The sequence below is a fragment of the Parageobacillus sp. KH3-4 genome, from assembly GCF_022846435.1.
Lineage (GTDB): Bacteria > Bacillota > Bacilli > Bacillales > Anoxybacillaceae > Parageobacillus > Parageobacillus thermoglucosidasius_A.
Window position 1 is genome coordinate 2,261,509 of record NZ_AP025627.1, and the last position, 24,510, is coordinate 2,286,018.

The following is a 24,510-nucleotide window of genomic DNA, read 5'->3' on the forward strand; positions in this document are numbered from 1 at the left end:
GCCTATCCAAAACGCCCAACAACCATATTTCCATAAACAGCCGGGAGAGGATGATGATAAATCACCCAATCTAGTAACGGCAACGCCATTATACACAAACGCGCAAGATGATCTTTCAGACACGCAGATCCCCGTCCCCCATCTGCCTGAATCAACCGCCGAACTGAACACTAAAGCAAAAGGAAAGCCAATGACATCGGAACATTCGGAACATATGAAAGAAAAACTATCTGAACAATTGAAAGCACATCTGAATGCGCCCGAACAAACAGAAAAAGAAGCTCATGGAGATATGATTCCCATCGCATATGAAGATCACGCTGATATGCAAGAAGAAAAACTTGGCTATGAAAGTCTTGAAGTGATAAAATCTGGAAATCCTAAATCAGAAGGAGAACATTTCATGAACAACAGCAAAACAAACATACGATCTCTAAGCGAAAGTGCCGATGTTTCCATCATGGTGAAAAATGCACAAGAAACATGGGAGACAGATAGCAAAAAAATTCAAGCAGCCGCTCTCCAGCCAGCAGAACTAACCTTTCATGAAGAACCGGCAAACCGATCCTTTAAAATCCATGACAAGTCTCCAGAAAACGAAACACCCTTTCGCAAATCGGATAATGAATCTGTCGAAGAAGATTTAACGAACAATAAGCGAGGATTTTTCTCATTATTTAAGAAAAAATATTCAAATAATGTGAAGATGCGGGACTAATCTCCGTATTCTTGTGCATCCTATTCTCCGTTCAAGACTATATGGAATGAAAACATATTCCTTCATTTTTTCCGCCTTTTCTTCTTCCATGAAGCAAGAGGAAGGAAATAGCAAAGGCGATGGAGAATCGATCGATAAAAAGGCATATCTTCAGACATCCAAAAGAGGGTTTCGGAGTGCAGTCTGATCTTGGGTTCGCCGCTTCTATGCACTCCGAAAATCCATCTATGTTTATTTCTTTCCGTAATTTTAATCGCTTTTCCAATTCTGCCTTTTTCTCTCTATTCCAGTTTGCCATATTTTGCAGTTACGTTATATTGTCAGCGATGTTTCGACGTGGAAAAAGTCTTTCCTGTTTGACGACACAGCTATACACAGAAAAAAATCGCATCAGGCGTAGCTATGACAGACCGCGCCAAATTATTTTTGCTGTTGGTAAGGATGATGGTTAATGGAAACATTTTTTGTCGTTTCTGTTATTTCTTTGGAAAATTCCATAGTCGCTAAGCTCGGCATTCTCGTTTGTCGGTTCATCAAACTGTTGATGCTGTTCAGCGCACGCTGAATCGGCTTTGCCATCATATACTGAGCACCGCTTCTTCTTCTCATGCTGAAAATGGCCGTTGCGGCAATTCCCAATCCTACACTTAATATAGTCCATATGGCATTGTTGTTTCGGCGTCCTGTTAATCGCGACAGTTGGCCCCACATTCCTCTATTACGTCCAAAATTAAATAGACGTAAACGATTCATGATCTCTACACTCCTCTTCTCCAATTTCCCGTTCGTCCGAAAAAAAGATCTTTTTTCGAACATTTATAATGTGCGTTAGAGAAGCAAGATCATGCATGGAAAACACTTTACTTAATGACAACACAGATTAAATCCCGAAAAATTGTGTAAAAAAACCAGCAAAAAGCGATTTGATTTTCTGTTGATCCAATTTCACCGGACGGAGAGAAAATTTTTATGCCATATTAGGACTTGGCCGCAACGCATATTCCTTATTCCAATGGGAAATATTAATAACTGTTTCAAGCATTCCTTGTCAGGGAATAAAAATGCCAACGCCTTTCCCTCCCTGACAAGCAAAAAATTGATGGATAAGCCTTCTCATCCACCACTGGAAATCGGTGACCATTACTAGAATGAACATGTTTGTAATGATCGCAACTTTCGGTCACTTTTATTGTTTATTTCGCCACTTTTTCGTTTAACGGTTCAGCAGGGAGCAAAATATCATTCTTTTTCACTTCATATAACCCGAAAGGGACAAGACGAAGACCCGGCAAGAAATCACATGTTAAAAACAACAAGGTGTATAAAATGTCATGAAAAGGAAATCCTCTTTCTTGAAGAGCCAGTAACAATTGGTTATGGTATTGAACTGCTGTTTCAAAGGAAGAATCCGTTGTCATCATTCCGGTAAACGGCAGAGGAATTTCAACGACAATTTCACTTCCATCTACAACGACAACGCCGCCGCCCATGTCATACACTTTTTTCGCCGCAATTGCCATTGCTTTTGGATCTCTGCCAATCACAAGCAATTCGGTCGTCGTATTGTAGGTTGATGCCATTCCGTCTAAATTCAGCGCAAACCGTTCCAAAATCGCTTTCGACACCCATTTGCCATTTCGATCAATCAAGGAAGCATATAACAGCCCTTCTTTGTTGGAAATGTCGGCGAATCCATCAACAGATGAAAGCATCACATTTTTTCTTGTTGTAATGACATTGCTTTTAAAATAAGCAACTGGAACTGCCTCGCTAATCACAGTATGAGGATAACGATACACATTGAAATCATCTAACAATTCTTTTGGGAATGCAAAAGGCTTTCTTACTACATATTTATTCCAATCCATTTCTGGTGTAGAAACGAGCAGTTTTCCTTGTTCAGCGACTACTTCTCCCTTAGAGATAACCAGCTCTGGGCGAAATTCTACAAGATCAGGAAGCAAAAGAATATCGGCCAATCTTCCCGGGGCAATACCTCCGATATCATCATCAAGGCGCAAATAGGTAGCAGCATTGATCGTCACCATTTGCAAAGCAGTCATCGCAGGGACGCCAAGCGCCACCGCTTTCCGAACAAGGCCGTCCACAAAACCTTCTTCTTCTATGAAACCAGGGTGGGGGCCGTCCGTTGTCATCGTAATTCTGTTTGTGCTTGCCTGACCTTCAGTGATTATTTTAATAATTTCTGGCAAATCCGGACGAAGGGAGCTGTTGCGAAGTATAGCCCACATTCCCAGCCTGAGACGGTCAAACGCTTCTTTTGCAGTAATCGCTTCATGACACGCACTGACTCCACTTGCAGCGATGGAATTTAATTTTTCATAAGAACATCCAGCCGTATGTCCGTCAACCACTTTTCCCATTTTTTTCGCAATCTCAATCGTGCCAATTAAAAAAGGATCTCCTTGATACAACAGAGGCCATCTTGTCACTTCAGCAGTTCCGACAACTTCATCCAATTCCAAAAGCTCTTGTACATCCTTTGGATTGAACCATTCCCTTTCTCCGGGAAATTCCGCTTGCGAAACAAGGCGAACAAGCCAAAGAAAGTTTCCCGGCAAATCTTTTAAGTCATTTACCATTTCTTTGAATCCTTTTGCCCCCATGTATAAGTAAAAAAATAAATTATCGTTAACCGTCGTCGTCGTTCCGAGAGGCAATACTTTTTTTGTCATACTAACCGGATTGTAAAATACCCACGGGTGAGCATGGGGTTCGATAAAACCAGGCGAGACATACATTCCTTCCGCATCGATCACTTTTGTATTTTCATCGACCAGTACATCATTCTCCCCAACGTACGCAATACAATCTTTATAAACGGCTACATTTTGTCGTAAAAATTCCCCTGAATATACATTAATGACAGTTCCACCTTTAATGAACAGATCAGCCGGCCGACGACCTTGTGCGACTTCCATCAATTCCGCCTTTTTTGCTTTTCTTTTCAATTTTTTCACTCCCATATCGCAATTTTATGCATGTAACCACGGATTCGTTTGCTTACAAATTCCCAGCCCTTCCTCTTCCAGTATTTGTCTTACATCATTTGGAATCGGAACAGCAAATATATTGCCATTTTCCTCCTTAACCCATCCCCTAAGTTCAAAACCATGTCCGGTTCTCACTTCACCGCGAAACACTTCATGCTTCAGCTTTAACGTTTTATGATTCACTTCCATAACAGTCGTTTTGATTGTAATGATGTCATCGTAATATAACGGATGCTCAAATGTGCAACCTACATCCAGAAGGGGAAGAATGATATTTTGTTCCCTCATCAGTCTTGAGGGCGGGAGCCCAATGCTCCTGAAAAATTGATGGCCGGCAATATCGAACCATTTGAAATAATTTGGATAATAGACAATCCCTGCCGCATCAGTATCACCAAAATTAACGCGAAGCTGAAATTCATTCCTTTTCAACCCGATTTTCCCCTTTCATTATTCCTTTCTATAAGGCTGAATTAACGATGCACTACATTTGTTTTCAATAATTCTCGCAGTTTGAAACGTTGAATTTTTCCCGTGGCTGTTTTAGGAAGTGTATCAATAAATTCGATCATCCGTGGGGATTTGTAGTGGGCTAAATGTTGCTTTGCGAAATTTTTTAACTCTTCTTCCTTTTCTTTGGAGCCTTCAATCCCATCTTTTAAAACAACGAATGCTTTTGGAATGACGAGATTTTGCTCATTCTTAGCGCCGACTACGGCTACTTCTAATACATCATCATGCTGGAGAAGGCAGTTTTCTATTTCAATCGGAGAAACCCAAATTCCCCCGACTTTCAGCATATCGTCGGAACGCCCGCAATACCAATAATATCCTTCTTCATCTTTATAGTATTTATCACCGATATGCAGCCATTCTCCGACAAATTTTTTCTTATTCTGTTCATGAAGATTCCAGTATCCGTGGGCAACACAATCCCCGCGAACCACCAAATCACCCACTTCATTCGGAGGTAACTCTGTCCCTTGTTTATCAATAATTTTTACGTCAAATCCCGGAACGACTTTTCCTGAGCTTCCTTCTTTCACATCACCAATGCGGTTCGATATAAAAATATGAAGAGCTTCTGTTGAACCGATTCCATCTAAAATATCTATATTGTACAACTCCTTCCACTTCCGATAAAACGCTGGAGGAAGGGCTTCACCAGCAGAAACGCAAACTCGCAGTGAGCTGAGATCAAAGCGTTCTCCCGTTTTCAGCGCATAGTCAATCATCGCTCCATACAAAGTCGGAACGCCGAAGAAGATGGTTGGTTTATATGTTTCAATCGCTTGAAACATTGTTTCAGGTGATGGACGTTCTTTCACCAGTACAGTAGACGCACCGACGCCTAAAGGAAAATACATGCCTCCGCCAAGACCGTAAGCAAAATAAAGTTTCGATGCGGAAAGACAACGATCCTCTTCCGTGATAAGAAGTACTTGCTTCGCATAAGTGTCTAGCGCATATTCCATATCATGCTGCAAATGGATGACTCCTTTTGGATCACCGGTACTGCCGGAACTAAACAACCAAAACGCTGAATCATCTCTGTTTGTAGGTGCAGCTTCAAGCTCCTTGCTTGAATGATTGAGCAAACGATGAAAATCCAAGACTTGATCCGGTAATTGATGCACGCTTTCATTTATAACGATGATATGTTCCAAAAATAAAAACCGATCCTTTACATTTTGCATGCTTTCCCAAATATCTTCATGGATAATCAATCCTTTCGCGCGGCTGTTGTTTAAAAAATATTCATAATCAGATGGCTGCATCATAGTGTTTACAGGAATTGGAACAGCTCCAATTTTAATTGCACCGAAAAAAGCATAAATGAACTCTGGCGTATCATGGCAAACCATTAAAATCCGATCTTCCATTTTGTATCCGAGTTCCCGCAACATATTTCCCGCTTGATTTACTTTTTCTTGCAAATCTTGATAACGTATCAACTGATCACGATAATAGATTGCAACTTTCTTTCCCAATCCCCTATTAACATTTTCATCGATAAACAGATCGGCAGCATTGTAAAGCAAACCTAATCCGCGCAGTTCCATCTTCCACCATCCTACTTTTTATAAATTTAAAAATAATCGACACGGAAGCCGCCTGAAATGAATCCATTTCAGAAGGCTTCTGTGTACAAAACATGAAACGACTATTCTTAAGTTAAATTCCTTGCCAATTTGGTTTTCGTTTTTCCAAAAATGCACTCAATCCTTCTTTCGCATCTTCCGAACGGAACAATAAGTTTTGCAGTTCCCCCTCATAGCGGATCGCCACGTTTAACGGCATTTCTTTTCCGTTCATTATCGCAAGTTTGATGTTCGATACCGCATACGTCGCGCTGTTGGCGATCTTTCTCGCATATTCCAACGTTTTCTCTCTCGTTTCCGCTTGCGGAAACACTTTGTTGACAAGCCCGATCTCCAACGCTTCCTGCGGCGTAATCGTTTCCCCGGTAATGTTCATATCCAGCGCTCTCGAATAGCCGATTAGACGGGCCAAACGCTGCGTCCCTCCCGTCCCTGCCAGCACGCCAAGGGATACTTCCGGCAAGCCGATTTTTCCCGCTTCATCCCCCATGAACCGAAGGTCGCAAGCCAATGCCATTTCTAATCCGCCTCCCACGGTATGCCCTTCTAAACAAGCAATATACACTTGCGGAGAGCGGGCGATTTTATCCAATGTTTCATTGCAGAACAAACAAAACTGCGTTTTAAAGCGCGGATCTGCCGTTTTTAAAAAGTTGATGTCCGCCCCCGCGGAGAAAAACTTCGGAACATCGCTCATGAGCACCACGACTTTAATGTCCGGATCAAAGCGAATGTCATCAATCACCGCGTTGAATTCTTGATAAAATTCAAGGCTGTAAGCGTTCGTTTTATTGATGTGAAGATGGATCTCGGCAATCCCGTTCTCTTTTACCACCGTTAAGTTTTTCTTTTTTGCAATTGTTTCAACTGACATAAACATTCTCCTTTCAAATTTTTAATTCATTGGAATAATCATGTTTGCGCTTTTCTTGAAATGCAGCCAATCCTTCCAATCGGTCCGGATGGTGAATCGTTTTTTTATAACACTCCCATTCAACTTGAAGTCCTTTTTCGATTTGTGTTTGCTCAAAAAACTACCAACAGCTCGTTTTGCTAGCCGAACGGAATGCAATAAATTTTCCGCAATAAGCCCGCTATTTTAAGCGCTTTCAATTATGCATGACCACTTTCACAAATTTCTTCCACTAGTCCGATTTCATATGCTTTTTTCCATTTAACTTTTCTGCCGTAAAGATCAATTGTTTCGCCTTTCCGGCGCCAACTAATTGAGACAACCTCTGGGTGCCGCCAGCCCCCGGCACAATTCCCCATGACACTTCCGTCAGACCAATGATCGCATCTTCTTCCATTACCCGGAAATTGCAGGCAAGTGCCAGCTCGCCCCCCTCCTAAAGCCGTCACTTTAATCGCTGCAATGGTCGGCACCGGCATTGAAGCAATTTCTGCAAATGTTTTGCTCCAAAATATTGACGTATTCTATAACCTCATCTTTGCTCATCGTCTACCTTTCCTTTAAATCCTCACCTCCCGTCAAGATGACCGCACTGAGACAAGTATCATCTTTTAATTTGTTTATTGTATCAGCCAAATTTTGCACTAAAAATTGCTTAGTGCATTGGCACGTTTCGGATTATTTAAACGAACCATTTCAATGGTGTGCCGAGCTTCAAATATTGCCTCTGATTCAGGCACAGTAATCACTCACTTCGTATGAACAAGATGTTCGTTATTTAATTCCTTCCATTGTTCTTTAAATTTCTCCGTTAACTTCACGTCTTTCGGCAAGTATCCTTCCATTTGCAATTCTTGTTTTTTTTCAATTTCTGCAAGCCATGCATATGCTTCATCAACAACCCCGTTCAATGATTCTCTAAATCTGTGAGGAACGATCCCTTGATCATGGAGAAGCTGTTTAGCCCAATTTTTTGCGTATATAATATGATCTTTCTGTTCTCGAATAAGCTTTTGAACTCTTGAGGCGGCTTTGGAGTGGTTGGATTCAAGCGCGGATTGCAATACGATATGAATCGCGGTATTGACAGTGTATAATGCGGCGATGAGCGAAATCCAGTTGTGAACGTTTACAACTCCTCTAAATGCTTTTCCTGTTTGCCTGAGAATATCAGCTTTTTTTCCTTTCACTCCTCTTAAGTCAAAGCACCAATTGTACAATAGCCTTGCATGGCCTAATTCTCCTTGTGCCATGGCAACAGCAGCCAATGTTGCTTCCAAATTCGGTCCACTCACACCGATTTCCACCAAACGGTCGCCAAGTACATATTTGTTATCAGCAATGGTTTCCAGTAACTCGATAAAGGAATGCACACCTAACTTCATTTTGCTCATAATAATCTATCTCCTTTTTCGGCAAATAACCATTCTGGTTTTCTTACCCACACTAACTGTTCTCTGTCGACGACAACCATCTCCGACCAATCTTCTTCATCGTAAGTAAAAGAGGCATATATTTTCGCCAGTTCTTTATTTTCCGCTTCTACGGTGCCGATGTACATTAAATGATCTCCCCTCTTGGCGCGGGCAAAAACATCAAAGATAGACCTTTGTTCTTTTTCGATGATCATCTTGCGCTTACCCCCCAATATCTCAATTTTTCCCGTCCTTCAGGGCTTAATCGGTCAACCGTCCAAGGAGGATCCCAAACAACACGGATGTTGACAGTTTTTATTTCCTCTTCTTCTAGCAGCCTTTTTTTGATATCGCTTTCAATCCATTCCATACAGGCGCAGGAAACAGCAGTATATGTCATCGTAATGTCGATTTCGCCGCCGTTCTTTTTAATATCATAAATCAAGCCCATATCCACGATGCTAATTGGAAATTCAGGATCCATCACTTCCTTGAGCGCTTCCCAATATTTCTGCATGTCCGTGCTTACCTTTTCCATCACACCACCTCTTTTCTTAACTGTTCTAATTCTTTTACTCCTCTTTGCACTCTTTCAACAAATTGTTTATTTTTTGGTCCCCGCTGTTTGAAGCGTTTAATCACATTTTCCCATGTATCGGGCTGATCAAATAGCCATTTTTTGTTTACAGGGTCAAATTTGCAAGGAAACGGTACATCAAGTACATATTTTTGCTGCTGTTCATCATAATGGGCCGGTACTTTCACGCCGATCGATTCACAGAAAGGCACAGCCGTCGACAGCCATTTTTGGCGAAGTTCATCATTCGTTCTTCCTTTCAAGCGATATTCAAGCTGCGTCGAGCGGCTTTTCAAACGATCCTCAACCCCAAAGAACTCCAGCGCCATTAAAAACATCCAGTCGACAGCTTTTTGCACTTCCTCACGCAATTTGGGATCTTGCATCGCTGTTCTCATGATGATTTCACCATTTCGCAGATGGAACAATTCTTCTTTATCCACTTTTACTAACGCCCGTTTCCACGGACCATATGAAGTATGTTCAAAAGCGTCTCCAAGCAGCGTATACCCAGCCCGGTCGAAGAAGGCATTGAACACGCCAAATTCAATCCAATTGGAAAGTTCAAAGTCAAAAGCATACGGATTTTTCCAACGGTGCGGCTCTCTATTATACAGCAAATCGTCCACATCTTCGCCTAAATCTTTTAACAAACGATAAGCGATATGGGCATGGCCAATTTCGTCCTGCATAATCGCTAATGCAGTAATTTTGCTGTTCAATGTAGGGGCTTGATCATAAACCGTTAGTAAAGGAGGGATGCTTAACAATTCTGTATCTCCAACAATGATTAACGTTTGTTTTAGTGCGTTCAAATATTCCTCATTCATGTCTTCCAGCCCTTCAACGATAAACCCGTTTTGAATCTTTTCTTTTAAAAGAGCTGTCTTATCCATTTTTTCACCTCTCTATATTATGTTTTTTTATTTATCGTCTATTTAACATAATATTAATCCATTCGAAATAATTTTGTCAACGAAAAATAAGAAAATTTATTTTTATCATTATTTTCTAAAAATTGCCTAGAAATATAAAGAACTTCAAATGATTCACTAAAGTTAAAAAATATCAGCAGCATCTTCAATAATATTACACTTATAAAACGGTCGTATAATTTACATACAATAAATAAGTATAGAAATTATCGCTACACTCCCGAAAAAATCTAACGATATGTATGTGAATTTTTGACGCTTGACTTATGCGTTTTGTACACCGCATTAATTCGCAAGAATCCCTAGATCACTGGTTATGTACGCAATATTATGCATAAGTCCGTCCACCTTGGAAAGAGCCAACAGTAGCACAAGTTTGCTGAAAGCAAAAGCCAATGAAAAGAGCACAAAGCTTAAGCTATGCGCCCTTTTCATTGGCTTGTTGATAAAATACAATTCCGTTTCGTTCCATTTTGATTAATTGACCGATAGACACAAGATATTCCAAATGAGCCAATGTTTCAGCAATGGCAAACCGCCATTGATGGGGAGACAGCTCTTTATGCCGAAACACTTTACTGGCAATTTCATAAGCAGTTTGACCGTCTTTTGCAAGCGAAAACATTTGATTCAGCCTTTTTTCATGGTGTCGGCGAATTTCTGAAATTCTTTTTTGAAGTTGATGAATAACTGCTCCATGAGCTGGAAGGGCCAATTGGATGTCCAACTCATCTATTTTGCTTAATGATGAAAAATAATTTTTAAGGGGATTAGGGCTGCATCCCGGCCATAAACTAATGTTTGGCGTAATTTTATCTAGCACATGATCGGCAGCAAGAAGCAATTGCTGTTCTGGCTGATAAAAATTTACAAGTCCGTCACTATGCCCTGGTACCGGAATAACTCTCCAGGATTTCCCGCCCAACGTTACCTCTTTTTCCTCTAAAACAGTAAGAGAAGGAAGGGGCGTTACATGTTTGGATAGTTTCTTCATATTTTCTTCAATTTGAATAGCTAGGATGTCTGGGACGCCATTTTGTCTGCAAACAGCACCGACCAGGCTAGCCTGCCGGCTGTTTTGTCCCCAAACACGCTCAACCATTAAATAGTCTTCTTTGCTGATAAATGTTCTTGCTCCCGTTAATTCCTGCATCCATCCAGCCAAACCAAAATGATCGGGATGAAAATGCGTTAAATAGATAGAACGGACATGTTTCGGATTCACGCTTAATTGTTTAAACACTTGTTTCCACGCATCTACCGCATCAGGATAATGAAACCCCACATCCACTAAATTCCACCCATCCACTTCTTGAAACAAATAACAATAAACATATTTCATTGGAAATGGCACCGGGATGGGAATACGAAATAGATTTTCTTCAATTTGCTCAATATTTAACATAAAAATCCACCTACTTAGTTTAAATAATGTCCATAAAAGGATTTATCGCCTTGTCCCGATTAGCAATGAATTCACAATCGGGCGCTTTTTCAAATAATGTCTCAAAATATCTTATGGCAGGCACGGATAAAAGCTGGTGAACATTGAAAAAGAGTTCTCTTGCTCTTGTTCCGCTCCAATCAGGTGGCAAAAGATCGTTTGGAAAACTTGGATCAATAAAGAAAAATTTACGATATTCATGAACAAGCTTCGTTCTTTCAATAAAACATTCCTTGTCAGTCAATTCGTTGTTCCACGCGCGCTCTTTGAAATCATCAAATTTTTTTTGATATTTTTCTATGAAAATATCATATTCTTTCGCAATTTCATCGAAATTCCAGCCTCTTTGAATCAATTCTTGATTATCATGGGAAACAATTGAGCTTGAAGTAAAAAGAATGACATATGGTTCCAAGTGATAGTCTTTAATGAATTCCATCACTTGTTGTTCCACAGGATTCGGGCTTGCCCATGTACCATGGGAAATCAAACCAAATCCCATTAAGCTTAACTCCTTTCGAATCTGGCTGCGAAGCTCCCTTTTTTCTTCGGGGACCGAGTATGTTAAAATTCGCCAGTAGCCGTCCCATTTGTAGTTTCTCATCGAATAGACGCGGGTAAATCCGTCCATCATCGTTCTCTTCCCTTTGCTTGTCAGAGAATAATAACTGTTATGGCCAATTTTTCTAACTTTGAAAAAATCTTGCTGCACCATTCTTAAAGCGGCTCCCCGAATGGAAGATTCGGAAATGCCAAAATGGGACATCATATTAATTAAACTTCCGATCCACACCTCGTTGCCGTAATGTTGAATATACTCACCGAATAAGGTAAACATTAAAGCCCTTGGCTTCATAGCTACTCACACCCGTCTTTTCTTGAATTTTCCCTCTTTTTTTACTATTTTTATTATGCTTGATGAAATTTCGTTTTTACAAGTTGTTTCTTATAAAAACTTGCCGACTGGCCAATTTTTTGCTGACGCTGTTTTATTTACCTTAAAAGCTGAAATTATTGTCATTCTACGAAAAAACATATCGGTCAAAGCGACCGATATGTTTTCACATTGATTAGATTCCTTGCCAATTTGGTTTTCGTTTTTCCAAAAATGCACTCAATCCTTCTTTCGCATCTTCCGAACGGAACAATAAGTTTTGCAGTTCCCCCTCATAGCGGATCGCCACGTTTAACGGCATGTCTTTTCCGTTCATTATCGCAAGTTTGATGTTCGATACCGCATACGTCGCGCTGTTGGCGATCTTTCTCGCATACTCCAACGTTTTTTCTCTCGTTTCCGCTTGCGGAAACACTTTGTTGACAAGCCCGATCTCCAACGCTTCCTGCGGCGTAATCGTTTCCCCGGTAATGTTCATATCCAGCGCTCTCGAATAGCCGATTAGACGGGCCAAACGCTGCGTCCCTCCCGTCCCTGCCAGCACGCCAAGGGATACTTCCGGCAAGCCGATTTTTCCCGCTTCATCCCCCATGAACCGAAGGTCGCAAGCCAATGCCATTTCTAATCCGCCTCCCACGGTATGCCCTTCTAAACAAGCAATATACACTTGCGGAGAGCGGGCGATTTTATCCAATGTTTCATTGCAGAACAAACAAAACTGCGTTTTAAAGTGCGGATCTGCCGCTTTTAAAAAGTTGATGTCCGCCCCCACGGAGAAAAACTTCGGAACATCGCTCATGAGCACCACGACTTTAATGTCCGGATCAAAGCGAATGTCATCAATCACCGCGTTGAATTCTTGATAAAATTCAAGGCTGTAAGCGTTCGTTTTATTGATGTGAAGATGGATCTCGGCAATCCCGTTCTCTTTTATCACCGTTAAGTTTTTCTTTTCCACTGCCACCGCTTCTGGCATAAAAATTCCTTCTTAAATTTTATGTTTTAAAAACTTTCGTCTACTAAATATAATATAATTAATTTTCTGATATTTTACAATATTTTAGACGATATTTAAAAAAACATAATATTAAATTCCCAATAAATTTAACGGTTTGTTTCCAATATAGGACGAATGAACGCCTGATACAGCGGAAGTGACAAAACGAGCCATCGGTCTGAATCCTAATTGTTCCGCTTTTGTTCTTTCCATGATTAAAATCGCCGATGCCCCATCATTAATTCCCGACGAATTCCCTACCGTAACAGTCCCTCCTTCCACAAAATCAGGCTTCCACAAAAGAAGGATCGATTAGATTTCTAATAAGCAACGGTTCCTACAAATGTTTTAATTTTCATAACGGAAATGCCCTTCACCAACCTTTCTCCCCACCTTCCCCGATTGCATCATGCGCTGCTGCAAATAGTGAGGACGAAACCGCCCTCCTCAAAGAACCCTTGATAGACCGATGCGGTTGTTGAAAAGTTAACGTCAATCCCAATCAAATCTTGTAGTTCAAAGGGTCCCATCTTAAAATTTCCAGCTTTTTCATAATCCGATCCATTTGTTCGATCGTCGCTAAACGTTCGCCGGCGATTTTTAGCGCTTCGTTATAAAAGGGGCGGGCAATTCTGTTGGCGATAAATCCTGGCGTGTCTTCACACGCGACCGGTTCTTTTTGCAGCGATGCAGCAATTGATAGAGAACGTTTACGATTTTTTCGCTTGTCCTCATTCCTCGTACCACTTCGACAAGAGACATTAGCGGGACAGGATTAAAAAAGTGCAAACCAGCAATCTGCTCTGGCGTGTTGGTAACGCTTGCAATATCTGTTACGGAAAAAGAGGACGTGTTTGTGACGAGAATCGCGTTTCCAGAGCAAATTTCATCCAATTTTAAAAAAATCTTTTTTTAAGATTTAATTTTTCCGGCACCGCTTCCATCACGAGATCACATCGCTTCATTTCCGATAAGTTAGTTCTGTACACGTTTCGATCCGATCCATTGATGCTTTAAACTCTTTTTCTACTAATCTTTGCAGACGTTTAGTTGTTCTGTCTAATGGTCTAATGACTTTTGAACGATCGTATCATTTATATCATAAAGAAGGGCGTAAAATCCGTTTTGCGCACAAGTTTGGGCAATTCCCGAACCCATTGTTCACGAGCCGACAATCCCCACAGTTTTAATCGCCAGCATCCATTTACACCTCCTTGTTTTCCTCTTTTTCTTTTTGCCAGCGTATAAACTCGAAAACACTTTTACATTGATTGCAGTAATATTGAGAAACCAACTGGGCAGTACCAAAAATGGACAATTTCATCACATCTGTTGAATCACAAAACGAACAGTGTACGGCCTCCTGACTTGGCACGATGGACACCTCTTTTTTTTGTTATGTTTTTATTACTATCGTATATTTAACATAATATTAATAAAAAATTATTTATTCTGTCAACGATTTAAACAGAAAAATTAAAATATTCAGTTGATTTTGGTTGTTATAAATCATCTTTCATTAGATTGGAAAAATACTGGCCTGCAAACTGCTCCAATTGTTCCGTTTTAAAATAGGCCCCATCTTCGACAAGAATATAGCGTTGGTCTGCGAGTGCTTCTTCCACGGGGCCATCATGTCGAAGGCCAATCGTTTCGATCGCATCCATCGGTAGTTCCAGTTCTGAATACGCTACGTGAAGTTTCACACCCGAGCGTTTTCTGTGGCAAGCTTCCCAGGAAAACGCGTTTGTCTAACCGTCATCGTGGTGGAAGCCACGACGACGAAATACTTTGGAAATCTAAGGGATCGATGGGTTTGGCGATTGCATTTGGAAAAAAGACGTTTTATCACTTCATATAGAACGTTCTTGGCTTTATTGGCAACAGTCGAATGATCGATGGCAAGAACCCTATAAGAAGCGCCACATCCGCTCCATGTCGGAAGCTTTTCCATTCATTCGCCGCTGCTGACACAAAACCATTGCCACATATTACAATCACCGAAATTAAATACCTTCTTGCAACAGTGGCGCAATAAACTCCGGGGAGTTGGCAGTCGTTTCATCATTTATTCAATATTTTCTTTTTATTATGAAACAAATAGCCAACAGACTGTTTGACTGAAACTTGAACATCGTTTTGCGATGTCAAATACGTATACAACGCTCCCATAAATAAGGCGCCACCGACAATATTGCCCAATGTAACAGGAATAATATTATGCACCACTCCGGCTATGTTGATTGTCGCTGGATGCGGAACCGCTAATGCAATCGAAAAGAGGACGAAATTGGCAATGGAGTGTTCGTATCCAGAGGCAAAAAAGATAAAAACGATAAGAATCATCGAAAATATTTTTGCCATATCCTCTTTCATTTGCATTGGAATAAAAATCGCTAAACAAACAAGCCAGTTACAGAGAATCCCTTTAAAAAAAAGCTGCACCGTTGTTGCGTGCATTTTTTTCTCCGCCACCACAAATAATAAATGATCTTGTGAAATATGATCAAAAACGCCGGATTGCGAAATAAGAAAAGCAAAAAACACAGCGCCTAATAAGTTGCCGCTATAGCATGCAAGCCAATTTCGCAACATATCTTTGATTGTCGTTTCTTTTTGCAAGGTGCTGATTGTAAAATACATCGTATTGCCAGTAAACAGTTCTGCCTCACCGTACATAATTAATACTAAGGCGATTCCGAAAAAAATGCCGCTGACTAAATAAGTCGCAGGAGAATTCGCTTCACGAAAAAATTCCCCTACGCGAAAACAAAGAACAAGCGCAAATCCGATGTACACCCCTGCCAAAGCAGCCCGCATCATATATTGAATAAGAGATCGCTCTAGAATGGTACGCTTTTTTAAAGCTAACTCTTTACATTTTTGAACTGCTTCCATCTTTTCATCCCTTCTCTTTCATTCTATTTGTGATTCTTTTCACATTCTTTGCGATATATAACATACGTCTTTTTCATCTATTTTTCAACATATCAATGGAAAAGTTAAAACAAATGTCAACATTTTTATTTGTAATCGTTTACTAAAAAAATAACCGTTGCAATTTCAGAAATAGTTGTTCTAATATAATCAAACAACCGGTCAATAACACCGCTTGACTCATTTCTTTCATTTCCACCCTCGCTAAAAGAAACTGCTATTTATTCTTTTCGTTCATGCGGCAACAAAGCCCCATCGAATGGTTCCGATGGGGCATGGTTTCTTTCACTCACTCGATTTTCTATATTCAGTCTGCCTGGAAAAATTTTTTATATGGTTAAAACGCTCATTTCTCCTTTTCATGAAAAAACTTTACAGAGTGACTGAATTTCGTCCAAATCCGCTATGAATTGTTTTATTTCTTCCTGTGACAATTTCACAGGCATTTGATCGTAAAGAATGAGAATCTGCCCTTCCTCGTCATTTTGATGATTTTTCAAATAATCTGACAAATGCTGCAGCTGACGTGGCTCGAGTACAGATTCAATGAAAAATTGTTTTAACTTTTGAATGGTGAAGACGTTCATTTCCCTATCATATTCACCGGAAATAATGCTCCCTTCGATCCATGACATCCTTGCTTTATCCTCCCGTGTTTGTTTTCATTAGTATTTCCCAAAAAGCGATTTTTTTATCAACATCTCTGATCGGAAAAAGGAAGAAAAAAAATAGACGGCCATCTAGACCACCTTCACCAGATGAAAAACCAAAAAAGAGGGTGTCCAACAGTGATGGGACACCCTTTCCATGCTACAGTAGTAGAAACCTATTTCTGTGTGTTCAAACAACTTTTTCAATCAGCCTCTTTTTCGGTTGTTATGACGCAAGACAAATCATCCTGCCAAAAGCGATGTTTATATGACAAATAACAAATCCGGTTCGCTTAAATATTTTTTCAGTTCGTTTAACGCTTTTTGCGCCAAAACGCCGTCGATCAACCGATGGTCGTAGCTGAGCGATAAAGCCATCATCGCGGCGATTTCAATGGAATCATTGATGACAACAGGTTTTTTCTCCACTCTGCCGATGCCTAAAATACATGATTCTGGATGATTAATAATCGGCGTAAACCAGGAACCATCCGCTGATCCGATGTTCGATATCGTACATGTGGATCCCGTCATTTCATCCGCTTTGATGGAACCGTCTCTTGCTTTTTTCGCAAGTTCTTGAATTTCTTTGGCGATTTGAAATAACGATTTTTGATCCGCATGTTTAATCACCGGAACAACCAGACCGCGGTCAGTGTCGGCGGCAAAACCGACATGATATTCATCCTTTAAGATAATTTCCTCTCGTTCGTCATCCAACGAGGCATTTAACATCGGGTATTTTTTCAATACAGCTGTTAACGCTTTGACTACATATGCTAAATAGGTGAGCTTAATTCCCTTTTCATCCGCAAACAGTTTCACTCTTTGGCGGTGGGACACAAGCTTTGTTACATTTGCCTCATCAAAATGAGTTACATGCGGAATTACCGATTTCGAATGAACCATGGCGTTCGCAATCGCTTTTCGAATGCCGGTAAGCGGAATTCTTCGTTGGCTTTGCGGGATATCTCGTGTTGTTTCCTTGGCAGCTGCCGCTTCTTTTTTTGCTTCTGTTTGTGCTGATTTTCGTTTGGCGATGACAGCTTCGACATCGCTTTTTAATATTCTTCCGTTCGGCCCGGTCGGGGTCACTTCATCAAGGCCCACATTGTGTTCTCTTGCGAATTTGCGCACGGATGGCGCTGCTTTGACAAACCGGTTTGGCTGTTTTTCGTTTTCGCTTTGTTTTGCCGCGTTTCGGACGTCTTCTTCCGTGACTTTGCCATTAGGCCCAGTCGGAGTGACAAGGCGCCAATCCACACCAAGTTCTTTGGCTAATTTTTTTACACGCGGCGTCGCCTTTTTCTCACCCGGAATCTCCTGAGCCTGAACTGCTGTTTCCTCAGGAATCTCCTGTTCTGTTTTTTCCTGTTCCTCTGGGGAATCTGCCGTTTCAGCGGCTGTTTCAATAACAGCTAATACCTCCCCGACCGCGGCAGTTTCGCCTCTTTTTTTTCTGATTTCTTTGACAACGCCCGACTCCGGGGCTTCAATTTCCGAAACTGCTTTTTCTGTCTGCACTTCCACGAGCGTATCGCCTTTTTCCACTGCATCATCTTCTGAGACGTGCCAGAAGGTGATCAAACTTTCATCATGCGTATCGGATAGTCGGGGTAATTTCACTTCGATTAACATGGCTACCTCCTGTGTTGGAAATGGATTTTATTCGTTGACTAGTTTCATTGCTTCGTGAAAAATTTTGTCGGCATTTGGCAAGACAAATTGTTCAAGCGGACGGCTGTATGGAATTGGCACATCCGGAACAGCCAATCTTCTGACCGGCGCATCCAAATCATATAAACCTTCTTCAGCTGCAATCGCGGCGATTTCTGCCGTCATGCCGTATGATAAGTAATCTTCATCGACTACCAGCAAACGGTGCGTCTTTTTAATCGATTGAAGGATCGTTTCGCGGTCTAAAGGAACGAGTGAACGCAAATCGATGACTTCCGCTTGAATCCCGTGCTGTTCCAGCTTTTTCGCAGCTTCTAAAGCGTGATGGGTCGTCATTTGGATGCCCACAATTGTAATATCCGTTCCTTCTCTCACCACTTTCGCCTTGCCGATTGGCACGGTATATGCTTCTTCCGGAACATGTCCGACGGATGCATCCAGTTGGTCCATCCATCCTAATCCTTGTAATGTCTTATGAAACATAAAGACGACTGGATTGTCATCCCGGATGGCGGAAATCATCATTCCTTTTAAATCATACGGAGTGGATGGCGCTACCACTTTCATTCCCGGGAGATGGGCAAAAGTGGCGTATAATGTTTGCGAATGCTGGGCGGCATCGCTGTATCCCCCACCAACGGCAGTCATTAACACGATCGGCAGCTTAACTCGTCCGCCCGACATATATGGAATTTTTGCCATATGGTTATAAATTTGGTCCATACAGACGCCGAAGAAATCAACGAACATTAATTCGACAATCGGCCGCATTCCTTCTGCAGCGGCTCCAATAGCAGCTCCAATAAAAGCCGTTTCGGAAATCGGTGTATCGATCACCCTTTCAGGACCGAATTGTTGAAATAATCCTTCCGTCGCCCCGAATATGCCTCCGTATACACCAACATCCTCCCCCATGACAAACACGTTCGGATCTCTTTCCATTTCTAATCGAATCGCTTCGGCGATCGCTTTATTTCCCGTTAATAAGCGTTGCTTTGTTTTTTGCATTTGGATGACCCCTTTCTATCGTGTTTTAAACAAAAAGATCTTTTAAAGCATCTTCCGGTTTAGGATAATCGCTTTCGCGCGCGAACTGATAGGCGGCTTCGACTTCCTGCTTTGCCTTATTTTCCAATTCAATCAGTCGCTGTTCTTCTATTCCATGTTCTTTCATTAAAATCTGGCGCATGCGGACAATTGGGTCTTTTTCTCTTAACAAAGTCACTTCGTTTTTATCGCGGTACACTTCCGGATCTCCTTGGAAATGCCCTAAATAACGGTAAGTTTCGATTTCAATAATGGATGGCCCTTCTCCCTTTCTCGCCCGTTCCACCGCTTCTTTTGAAACATGGTACATTTCGATCGGGTCATTATCTTTCACATAATATCCTTTCATTCCATAAGCAACCGCTCTTATATCATTGGATGGAACGGACGTGGATGCGGATTTAGGGACAGAAATTCCGTATTGATTGTTCTCAATCACGACAATCAGAGGCAAATTCCAAAGTGCTGCCATATTTAAAGATTCATGGAAAGCACCTTGGTTGGCCGCCCCTTCCCCAATAAAAGCGACAGCTACCCAATCCGTTCCTTTTTTCTTTGCCGCGAGTGCTGCGCCAAGCGCATGGGGAATGCCAGCTCCGACAATTCCGCCGCAAGAGAATTTGACATCTGGATCAAATAAGTGCATATGCCCGCCTTTGCCTTTTCCAAGTCCAGTCACTTTTCCAAAGATTTCGGCGGTCATTCTGTTTAAGTCAACGCCTTTTGCGATCGCATGATGGTGCGGACGGTGCGGAGACGTGACCGTATCTTCTTTCTTTAGATGAACACATATGCCGACGGCAGCCGGTTCCTGCCCTGTTGCCAGATGCATTTCACCCGGTACAGGCCCCGCACCGATATTAAAGACAGGATTTTTTCCTTCGGCATAAGCTTCTGCCATTTTGTCTTCGTAATAGCGAATTTTGTACATGGTTTCGTACATCCAAATAAGATGATCGATAGAAATCGCCAACTTGCTCTCCTCCTTTATTTTTAAAAATAAAGCGTTTTCATTTATATAAAAATGCAAAAAACGTGCCAATATAGAAGGATGCATGAAGAAATTTACCGTAAATCATTCATCATTCTATTTAAAAAATTGAAAGATTTTCTTTGTGAGATCATCAACTTTATAATAAAAAGCAACAAAATGTCCCATTTTGGAACACTTTGTTGCTACATATTGATACAATTTGATACAAAATGAAACAATATTAATACAGCTTAATAAGCGATGTTAAATTTTCTCATTTGCCGATAAAAAGTGCTTCTGGAAATTCCTAAATGCTTGGCCGCTTTGGAAATATTCCCGTTGCATAAACGTAATGCCTGAATAATGGACTGTTTTTTAATATCGTCTCTATGCACCGACATCTCCTCTTTTTTCAAACTTGGAAACATTTGAAACATTTCTTCCGGCAAATCGTTTGCGGATAAAATGGAGTTCGTATTTCGGTTTAACGTTCTTTCTAGTATATTTTGCAATTCCCGAATATTCCCGGGCCAGTCGTACTGCATGAGAGCTTGGAGAAAGTCTGGTCGGATTTCTGGAAACGGCTTATTTAGCTTTTTGCAAAGTTTGCTGATAAAGTGATGGACAAGAAGCGGTATATCTTCCTTTCTTTCCCGCAAAGGCGGCAAAGTGATCGGCATAACATGGAGGCGAAAGAACAGATCTTCCCTGAAGCTTCCTTTTTGCACTTCCTCGCGGAGGTTTTTGTTCGTCGCCGCAATAATGCGGACATCTACCGGTATCACTTTATGGCCGCCGATCCGCATCACTTCTTTTTCCTGAATGACACGCAAAAGAAGGACCTGCATTTCCAAAGACATTTCGCCAATTTCATCTAAAAAGAGAGTGCCGCCATCAGCAAGTTCGAATTTCCCCGCGCTTCCGCCTTTTTTGGCTCCGGTAAAGGCGCCTTCGACATAGCCAAACAGTTCGCTGCCGAGAAGATCGCGAGGGATTCCGCCGCAATTGATGGCAATAAACGGTTTGTTTCTTCTCTTGCTTGCATTATGAATCGCTTGCGCAAGCATTTCTTTTCCCGTTCCGCTTTCCCCCATGATCAAAACATTGGAGTCGGTCGCTGCTGCCAGTTTGGCTTCATTCAGTTTTTGAATAAAATGAGGATGCTGCCCGATAATATCATTAAACGTTATTTTTGCTTGGTTCCCTGATAAGTGATTGACGAATTGGCGCACTTTTTCAATTTCTCTCAGCATAATCATCGAACCGATCCAATGGTTGTCTTTATAGATGGGGATTTTATCGACCATGACATGATGGATGTTTCTTGATGGTTTCACTTTTAAATGGAGTTCCTTGTTTTGCAGATAGACAGGCCTATTGGAAGCAATCGATTGATTTGCAAAAATTTCGTTGATCCTTTTTCCTTCGAGATGCGGCTGATCAAGACAAAGAAGCCTCTTCAGCTGATCGTTCGCCTTTATAATGTTTCCTTCTGTGTCAATAATGAGGATGCCTTCTTTCATATTATTGGTTGTCGCTTCAAGAAACCTTTGCATCATAATATTTTTTTCCGTGTTTTCATTCAATTTCAATTGATATTCGATGGCTTTGACCGCGGACACCACCATGCCCAACGTATGAGGATGCACTTTTTCATATGGTCCGGATACATTTAACACTCCGATGATGCTGCCTTTGGAATCATGAATCGGGGCTGCGGAACAAGTCCATGATTGGCATATTTGCGAATAATGTTCCTCAGCAAATATTTGTACAGGCTGATCAATCGCAATGGACGTGCCAATCGCGTTGGTGCCCATGGTTTGTTCGCTCCAATCCGCCCCCTCGACAAAGCCGATTTGCGCGGCCATTTCCAGTGTATCCAGATCGCCGATTGATTTTAACAGCTGTCCTTTTTCATTGCAAAGAATAACTAAAAATCCAGATCCCTTTACGATGGAATAAAGCCCTTCCATTAACGGTATCGATAAATCAATAAGGTATTGATATTGTTCCATTTCTATTGTTTTTATACAGCCATATGGCCGGAAAGGATCTACCTTCCATTTTTTTGAGCGAATCCATGAGTCTTTGACAATGGGGGAAAGCCTTTCGTCTAGTTCATTTTTAAAAATAAAGCGCTTCCACATTTCTTTGACATCCTCACGCCGACTGTTCACGTCACAACACCTCCGCAGCATATGAACGGTTTGGTGGTTTCCACAGCAAAATAAACAAAAATTTCGCTGGCGTTCGAAACGCATAGTCAGTCCATCCGGCTGCTTTTTCTATTATTTTAGCATTAAACATCGCCAACTGGTCATCAAAAAATTGTGGCAATTAGCTATTCAGCTGTTTCTACGGCTCTAAATTCTTCTTTTGCTTTGCGGCAAACAAAAGAAATCCGATCCAAATTACCTATACATCGATGCACTCCTCATCATATGATATATGGAAAATGAAAAAATGAAAGGAGAAAAACAATGGAGGTACCTGTCAGCGGATATTTGGTTCATTCTGATGATTCAAGCTCATATCACTCGCATAACCTGTATATTACTACTTGGGATGGAAGGCCTGTCCATGTTCACAAATTTTCTGGGGTTACTTCTTATGACGTGGGCCATAGCCATAAATATGTTGGCGTGACAGAACCTGCGCCAAGCGGTGTTCCACATACACACCGTTACTTTACCTTTACCTCCTTCAATGATGGGCACAGGCATGAGATAAGGGGCGTCACCGGACCAGCTATTCCGCTTCCGGGCGGTGGACATTATCACGAATTTTCCGGTGTTACAACAACTAACGGACGAATTCCCCATTCTCATCGGTACAGCGGGAAAACGAGCGGATGAATAAAACTCGGGTGAACCACGTATCAGTAGTTGCTCCAAAAGGTATAGAGAAGCGAGCCTCTGTATACTTCCATCCAACCAAATCTGGTTCTACAGTTCGAAAAGACACTAACGGAATAAACATGTTCATTGAATGATAAAAGCCAAACAGCCGTGTTCCTCCATCTGTTTTTCAGCAAGACCATGGGTAGCTGCAGTATCAGGCACAATAATTCTTGCAGCTTCCTGTAGTATAATGGAAAAAAGAGTTTTGTTGAAAATCAGTATGGAAGGAGACGAAATAAACTTGAATGCAAAGAATGAATTATTTTCCATAGAAGAAATCAATCATTTCGTAAACCATCACCATTTAGCATTTTTATACATCTCGCAAACAAATTGCAGTGTTTGTCATGCGCTGCTGCCAAAAGTGAAAAAAGTCTTGGCGGAATTCCCAAAGATTCAAATGGCCTTTGTCAACGCCGATAATGTCCCGAACATAGCAGGGCACCTTTCCGTATTTACCGCACCTGTTTTGATTTTATATGTCGATGGAAAAGAAGTTTTACGAGAAGCAAGATTTGTTCATGTTGAACAGTTTAAAGAAAAAATGAAGAAGATTTATTTTTTAGCGGAGCAATCGTAATTTGTTTGTGTGGTGATAGACACCCTTTTGGCTGAGATTCTTCTCACAAGCGGAAATGCTAACGAATGTATTCAATGAGTGGAGTCTCCGATATCGGAATATGAATATGATCAATCGAGTAGAAGGGGGGCTAATCCCCGCCCCCTTACACCACTGTGCGTACTGTTCGATATATGGCGGTTCCATTAAGTATCACTTCTCAAATAGGCCTCTTAACCCTCGGCTACTCCAATAGTCGAGGGTTTTGCGTAGAACGGGGCCGCCGGCAAGCTGATAGTATTTCTTGCGTGTGTTCCCCAAATAAAGCGCATCTCCTTCGTCCATTGCCTAAACGATGAACCAATACGGTCGCGCTCTAAAATCCCGAAATTCTCAACCCCTAATTGCTTTAATAATATCCCCATTCCAATCCCAGCAGGACCCGCTCCAACGATAAGAAAAAAAGGTTTCATTTCTTTCTCACCCCTTGATAATAGTTATCATTACGTTTTATTGGTTATTTGATATTTAATGTTTGATAATAGTAATCATTACGCTTTATAAACTATACTATATGAAAGAAAAACTGTGAGCTAGGAACATCCTTTCTCAGTATAAAAATTGTACACACCGGTTTAGGTTTCTGAAAGATTCAATAATTACAACGGCTGTTTGTAGAAACTTTTCTTCTGCTTTTTGACGGCCATTTGGTGCATTGTCCAAGCCATTCTTTTTTTGTGAAGGACTTCCTAAC

General features: G+C 41.2%; 25 protein-coding genes and 4 pseudogenes. 3 read left to right on the forward strand and 26 right to left on the reverse strand.

The annotated features are described in order from the left end of the window. Nucleotides 1-214: 214 nt before the first annotated feature. Nucleotides 215-718 carry a hypothetical protein gene (locus tag MWM02_RS11475; RefSeq protein ID WP_232509641.1) on the forward strand — a complete coding sequence of 168 codons (504 nt, stop codon included), beginning with the start codon at nucleotides 215-217 and terminating at the stop codon, nucleotides 716-718. Between the two features lie 420 nt (nucleotides 719-1,138). Here MWM02_RS11475 and MWM02_RS11480 read toward each other — a convergent pair whose 3' ends face one another. The 25 genes and pseudogenes from MWM02_RS11480 to MWM02_RS11590 all read right to left on the reverse strand — a co-directional run bounded on the left by MWM02_RS11480 (nucleotide 1,139) and on the right by MWM02_RS11590 (nucleotide 22,474). Then, a complete protein-coding gene (locus tag MWM02_RS11480) occupies nucleotides 1,139-1,471 on the reverse strand; it encodes a hypothetical protein (protein WP_244402060.1) in 333 nt (110 codons plus the stop codon). 440 nt (nucleotides 1,472-1,911) lie between these two features. Next, the gene (locus tag MWM02_RS11485; RefSeq protein ID WP_064552943.1) at nucleotides 1,912-3,690 is read right to left on the reverse strand and encodes an adenine deaminase C-terminal domain-containing protein; all 1,779 of its coding nucleotides are present in this window, start codon (nucleotides 3,688-3,690) and stop codon (nucleotides 1,912-1,914) included. 24 nt (nucleotides 3,691-3,714) lie between these two features. Next, nucleotides 3,715-4,164: an acyl-CoA thioesterase gene (locus tag MWM02_RS11490; protein WP_244402061.1), complete on the reverse strand. Its 450-nt coding sequence runs from the start codon at nucleotides 4,162-4,164 to the stop codon at nucleotides 3,715-3,717. 41 nt (nucleotides 4,165-4,205) lie between these two features. Further along, complete coding sequence (locus MWM02_RS11495) at nucleotides 4,206-5,795, reverse strand: benzoate-CoA ligase family protein (RefSeq protein WP_064552939.1); 1,590 nt, start codon at nucleotides 5,793-5,795, stop codon at nucleotides 4,206-4,208. 112 nt (nucleotides 5,796-5,907) lie between these two features. Further along, nucleotides 5,908-6,708: an enoyl-CoA hydratase/isomerase family protein gene (locus MWM02_RS11500; protein ID WP_244402062.1), complete on the reverse strand. Its 801-nt coding sequence runs from the start codon at nucleotides 6,706-6,708 to the stop codon at nucleotides 5,908-5,910. Nucleotides 6,709-6,979: 271 nt separating this feature from the next. Continuing rightward, nucleotides 6,980-7,171: an enoyl-CoA hydratase-related protein gene (locus MWM02_RS11505; RefSeq protein ID WP_256462218.1), complete on the reverse strand. Its 192-nt coding sequence runs from the start codon at nucleotides 7,169-7,171 to the stop codon at nucleotides 6,980-6,982. A 325-nt stretch (nucleotides 7,172-7,496) separates the two neighbouring features. Further along, nucleotides 7,497-8,141 carry a Phenylacetic acid catabolic protein gene (locus MWM02_RS11510; RefSeq protein WP_244402063.1) on the reverse strand — a complete coding sequence of 215 codons (645 nt, stop codon included), beginning with the start codon at nucleotides 8,139-8,141 and terminating at the stop codon, nucleotides 7,497-7,499. Then, nucleotides 8,138-8,377, reverse strand: a complete 240-nt coding sequence (locus MWM02_RS11515) for a Cas5 family CRISPR-associated protein (RefSeq protein ID WP_064551980.1) — start codon at nucleotides 8,375-8,377, stop codon at nucleotides 8,138-8,140. The genes MWM02_RS11510 and MWM02_RS11515 overlap by 4 nt, the downstream gene beginning before the upstream one ends. Beyond that, the gene (locus tag MWM02_RS11520) at nucleotides 8,374-8,700 is read right to left on the reverse strand and encodes a metal-sulfur cluster assembly factor (protein WP_064551981.1); all 327 of its coding nucleotides are present in this window, start codon (nucleotides 8,698-8,700) and stop codon (nucleotides 8,374-8,376) included. The genes MWM02_RS11515 and MWM02_RS11520 overlap by 4 nt, the downstream gene beginning before the upstream one ends. Continuing rightward, nucleotides 8,700-9,635: a Phenylacetic acid catabolic protein gene (locus MWM02_RS11525; RefSeq protein WP_064551982.1), complete on the reverse strand. Its 936-nt coding sequence runs from the start codon at nucleotides 9,633-9,635 to the stop codon at nucleotides 8,700-8,702. Before MWM02_RS11525 ends, MWM02_RS11520 begins: the two co-directional genes overlap by 1 nt. Nucleotides 9,636-10,092: 457 nt before the next feature. After that, entirely contained in the window at nucleotides 10,093-11,079 is a 987-nt protein-coding gene (locus MWM02_RS11530) for an MBL fold metallo-hydrolase (protein WP_064551983.1), read from the reverse strand. A gap of 19 nt (nucleotides 11,080-11,098) precedes the next feature. After that, nucleotides 11,099-11,974: a PaaX family transcriptional regulator gene (locus MWM02_RS11535; RefSeq protein WP_244402064.1), complete on the reverse strand. Its 876-nt coding sequence runs from the start codon at nucleotides 11,972-11,974 to the stop codon at nucleotides 11,099-11,101. 214 nt (nucleotides 11,975-12,188) lie between these two features. Then, nucleotides 12,189-12,989: an enoyl-CoA hydratase/isomerase family protein gene (locus MWM02_RS11540; RefSeq protein ID WP_244402065.1), complete on the reverse strand. Its 801-nt coding sequence runs from the start codon at nucleotides 12,987-12,989 to the stop codon at nucleotides 12,189-12,191. 111 nt (nucleotides 12,990-13,100) lie between these two features. After that, complete coding sequence (locus MWM02_RS11545) at nucleotides 13,101-13,310, reverse strand: thiolase family protein (RefSeq protein ID WP_346015917.1); 210 nt, start codon at nucleotides 13,308-13,310, stop codon at nucleotides 13,101-13,103. Nucleotides 13,311-13,417: 107 nt separating this feature from the next. Further along, nucleotides 13,418-13,707 (reverse strand): annotated as a pseudogene (locus MWM02_RS19655) (3-hydroxyacyl-CoA dehydrogenase family protein). Next, nucleotides 13,611-13,975 (reverse strand): annotated as a pseudogene (locus tag MWM02_RS11555) (3-hydroxyacyl-CoA dehydrogenase family protein). Before MWM02_RS11555 ends, MWM02_RS19655 begins: the two co-directional pseudogenes overlap by 97 nt. Nucleotides 13,976-14,069: 94 nt before the next feature. Beyond that, on the reverse strand, nucleotides 14,070-14,168 hold the full coding sequence (locus MWM02_RS19480; protein ID WP_332455035.1) for a hypothetical protein: 99 nt from the start codon (nucleotides 14,166-14,168) through the stop codon (nucleotides 14,070-14,072). Nucleotides 14,169-14,214: 46 nt separating this feature from the next. After that, the gene (locus tag MWM02_RS19660; protein ID WP_481861446.1) at nucleotides 14,215-14,394 is read right to left on the reverse strand and encodes a PaaD-like zinc ribbon domain-containing protein; all 180 of its coding nucleotides are present in this window, start codon (nucleotides 14,392-14,394) and stop codon (nucleotides 14,215-14,217) included. Nucleotides 14,395-14,512: 118 nt separating this feature from the next. Next, a pseudogene (locus tag MWM02_RS11560) lies at nucleotides 14,513-14,725 on the reverse strand (IS4 family transposase); the annotation flags it as partial. 349 nt (nucleotides 14,726-15,074) lie between these two features. After that, entirely contained in the window at nucleotides 15,075-15,908 is an 834-nt protein-coding gene (locus tag MWM02_RS11565; RefSeq protein WP_244402068.1) for a formate/nitrite transporter family protein, read from the reverse strand. Between the two features lie 398 nt (nucleotides 15,909-16,306). After that, nucleotides 16,307-16,582, reverse strand: coding sequence for a hypothetical protein (locus MWM02_RS11570; RefSeq protein ID WP_064550790.1), 276 nt, complete (start codon nucleotides 16,580-16,582; stop codon nucleotides 16,307-16,309). Between the two features lie 279 nt (nucleotides 16,583-16,861). After that, nucleotides 16,862-18,235, reverse strand: a complete 1,374-nt coding sequence (locus tag MWM02_RS11575) for a 2-oxo acid dehydrogenase subunit E2 (protein WP_244402069.1) — start codon at nucleotides 18,233-18,235, stop codon at nucleotides 16,862-16,864. A 27-nt stretch (nucleotides 18,236-18,262) separates the two neighbouring features. Further along, the gene (locus MWM02_RS11580) at nucleotides 18,263-19,282 is read right to left on the reverse strand and encodes an alpha-ketoacid dehydrogenase subunit beta (RefSeq protein WP_244402070.1); all 1,020 of its coding nucleotides are present in this window, start codon (nucleotides 19,280-19,282) and stop codon (nucleotides 18,263-18,265) included. Between the two features lie 25 nt (nucleotides 19,283-19,307). Beyond that, nucleotides 19,308-20,294 (reverse strand): thiamine pyrophosphate-dependent dehydrogenase E1 component subunit alpha, encoded by a 987-nt coding sequence (locus tag MWM02_RS11585; RefSeq protein ID WP_064550787.1) that lies wholly within the window; start codon nucleotides 20,292-20,294, stop codon nucleotides 19,308-19,310. Between the two features lie 251 nt (nucleotides 20,295-20,545). Continuing rightward, nucleotides 20,546-22,474, reverse strand: coding sequence for a sigma-54-dependent Fis family transcriptional regulator (locus tag MWM02_RS11590; RefSeq protein WP_244402071.1), 1,929 nt, complete (start codon nucleotides 22,472-22,474; stop codon nucleotides 20,546-20,548). A gap of 303 nt (nucleotides 22,475-22,777) precedes the next feature. Here MWM02_RS11590 and MWM02_RS11595 point away from each other — a divergent pair, with 303 nt between their 5' ends. Next, nucleotides 22,778-23,152 (forward strand): YmaF family protein, encoded by a 375-nt coding sequence (locus MWM02_RS11595; RefSeq protein ID WP_081260221.1) that lies wholly within the window; start codon nucleotides 22,778-22,780, stop codon nucleotides 23,150-23,152. Between the two features lie 133 nt (nucleotides 23,153-23,285). Continuing rightward, entirely contained in the window at nucleotides 23,286-23,777 is a 492-nt protein-coding gene (locus MWM02_RS11600; protein ID WP_481861450.1) for a thioredoxin family protein, read from the forward strand. Between the two features lie 248 nt (nucleotides 23,778-24,025). On the opposite strand, the pseudogene MWM02_RS19400 reads toward MWM02_RS11600, so the two are convergent. Continuing rightward, nucleotides 24,026-24,229 (reverse strand): annotated as a pseudogene (locus MWM02_RS19400) (NAD(P)-binding domain-containing protein); the annotation flags it as partial. Nucleotides 24,230-24,510 lie beyond the last annotated feature (281 nt).

What these genes read in the sequence shown, in the direction of transcription:
- MWM02_RS11475 (WP_232509641.1), top strand. Translation starts at nt 215, where the DNA reads ATGAAAGAAAAACTATCTGAACAATTGAAAGCACATCTGAATGCGCCC.
- MWM02_RS11480 (WP_244402060.1), bottom strand. Translation starts at nt 1,471, where the DNA reads ATGAATCGTTTACGTCTATTTAATTTTGGACGTAATAGAGGAATGTGG.
- MWM02_RS11495 (WP_064552939.1), bottom strand. Translation starts at nt 5,795, where the DNA reads ATGGAACTGCGCGGATTAGGTTTGCTTTACAATGCTGCCGATCTGTTT.
- MWM02_RS11500 (WP_244402062.1), bottom strand. Translation starts at nt 6,708, where the DNA reads ATGTCAGTTGAAACAATTGCAAAAAAGAAAAACTTAACGGTGGTAAAA.
- MWM02_RS11510 (WP_244402063.1), bottom strand. Translation starts at nt 8,141, where the DNA reads ATGAGCAAAATGAAGTTAGGTGTGCATTCCTTTATCGAGTTACTGGAA.
- MWM02_RS11515 (WP_064551980.1), bottom strand. Translation starts at nt 8,377, where the DNA reads ATGATCATCGAAAAAGAACAAAGGTCTATCTTTGATGTTTTTGCCCGC.
- MWM02_RS11520 (WP_064551981.1), bottom strand. Translation starts at nt 8,700, where the DNA reads ATGGAAAAGGTAAGCACGGACATGCAGAAATATTGGGAAGCGCTCAAG.
- MWM02_RS11525 (WP_064551982.1), bottom strand. Translation starts at nt 9,635, where the DNA reads ATGGATAAGACAGCTCTTTTAAAAGAAAAGATTCAAAACGGGTTTATC.
- MWM02_RS11530 (WP_064551983.1), bottom strand. Translation starts at nt 11,079, where the DNA reads ATGTTAAATATTGAGCAAATTGAAGAAAATCTATTTCGTATTCCCATC.
- MWM02_RS11535 (WP_244402064.1), bottom strand. Translation starts at nt 11,974, where the DNA reads ATGAAGCCAAGGGCTTTAATGTTTACCTTATTCGGTGAGTATATTCAA.
- MWM02_RS11540 (WP_244402065.1), bottom strand. Translation starts at nt 12,989, where the DNA reads ATGCCAGAAGCGGTGGCAGTGGAAAAGAAAAACTTAACGGTGATAAAA.
- MWM02_RS19480 (WP_332455035.1), bottom strand. Translation starts at nt 14,168, where the DNA reads ATGGGTTCGGGAATTGCCCAAACTTGTGCGCAAAACGGATTTTACGCC.
- MWM02_RS11565 (WP_244402068.1), bottom strand. Translation starts at nt 15,908, where the DNA reads ATGGAAGCAGTTCAAAAATGTAAAGAGTTAGCTTTAAAAAAGCGTACC.
- MWM02_RS11570 (WP_064550790.1), bottom strand. Translation starts at nt 16,582, where the DNA reads ATGTCATGGATCGAAGGGAGCATTATTTCCGGTGAATATGATAGGGAA.
- MWM02_RS11575 (WP_244402069.1), bottom strand. Translation starts at nt 18,235, where the DNA reads ATGTTAATCGAAGTGAAATTACCCCGACTATCCGATACGCATGATGAA.
- MWM02_RS11580 (WP_244402070.1), bottom strand. Translation starts at nt 19,282, where the DNA reads ATGCAAAAAACAAAGCAACGCTTATTAACGGGAAATAAAGCGATCGCC.
- MWM02_RS11595 (WP_081260221.1), top strand. Translation starts at nt 22,778, where the DNA reads ATGGAGGTACCTGTCAGCGGATATTTGGTTCATTCTGATGATTCAAGC.
- MWM02_RS11600 (WP_481861450.1), top strand. Translation starts at nt 23,286, where the DNA reads ATGATAAAAGCCAAACAGCCGTGTTCCTCCATCTGTTTTTCAGCAAGA.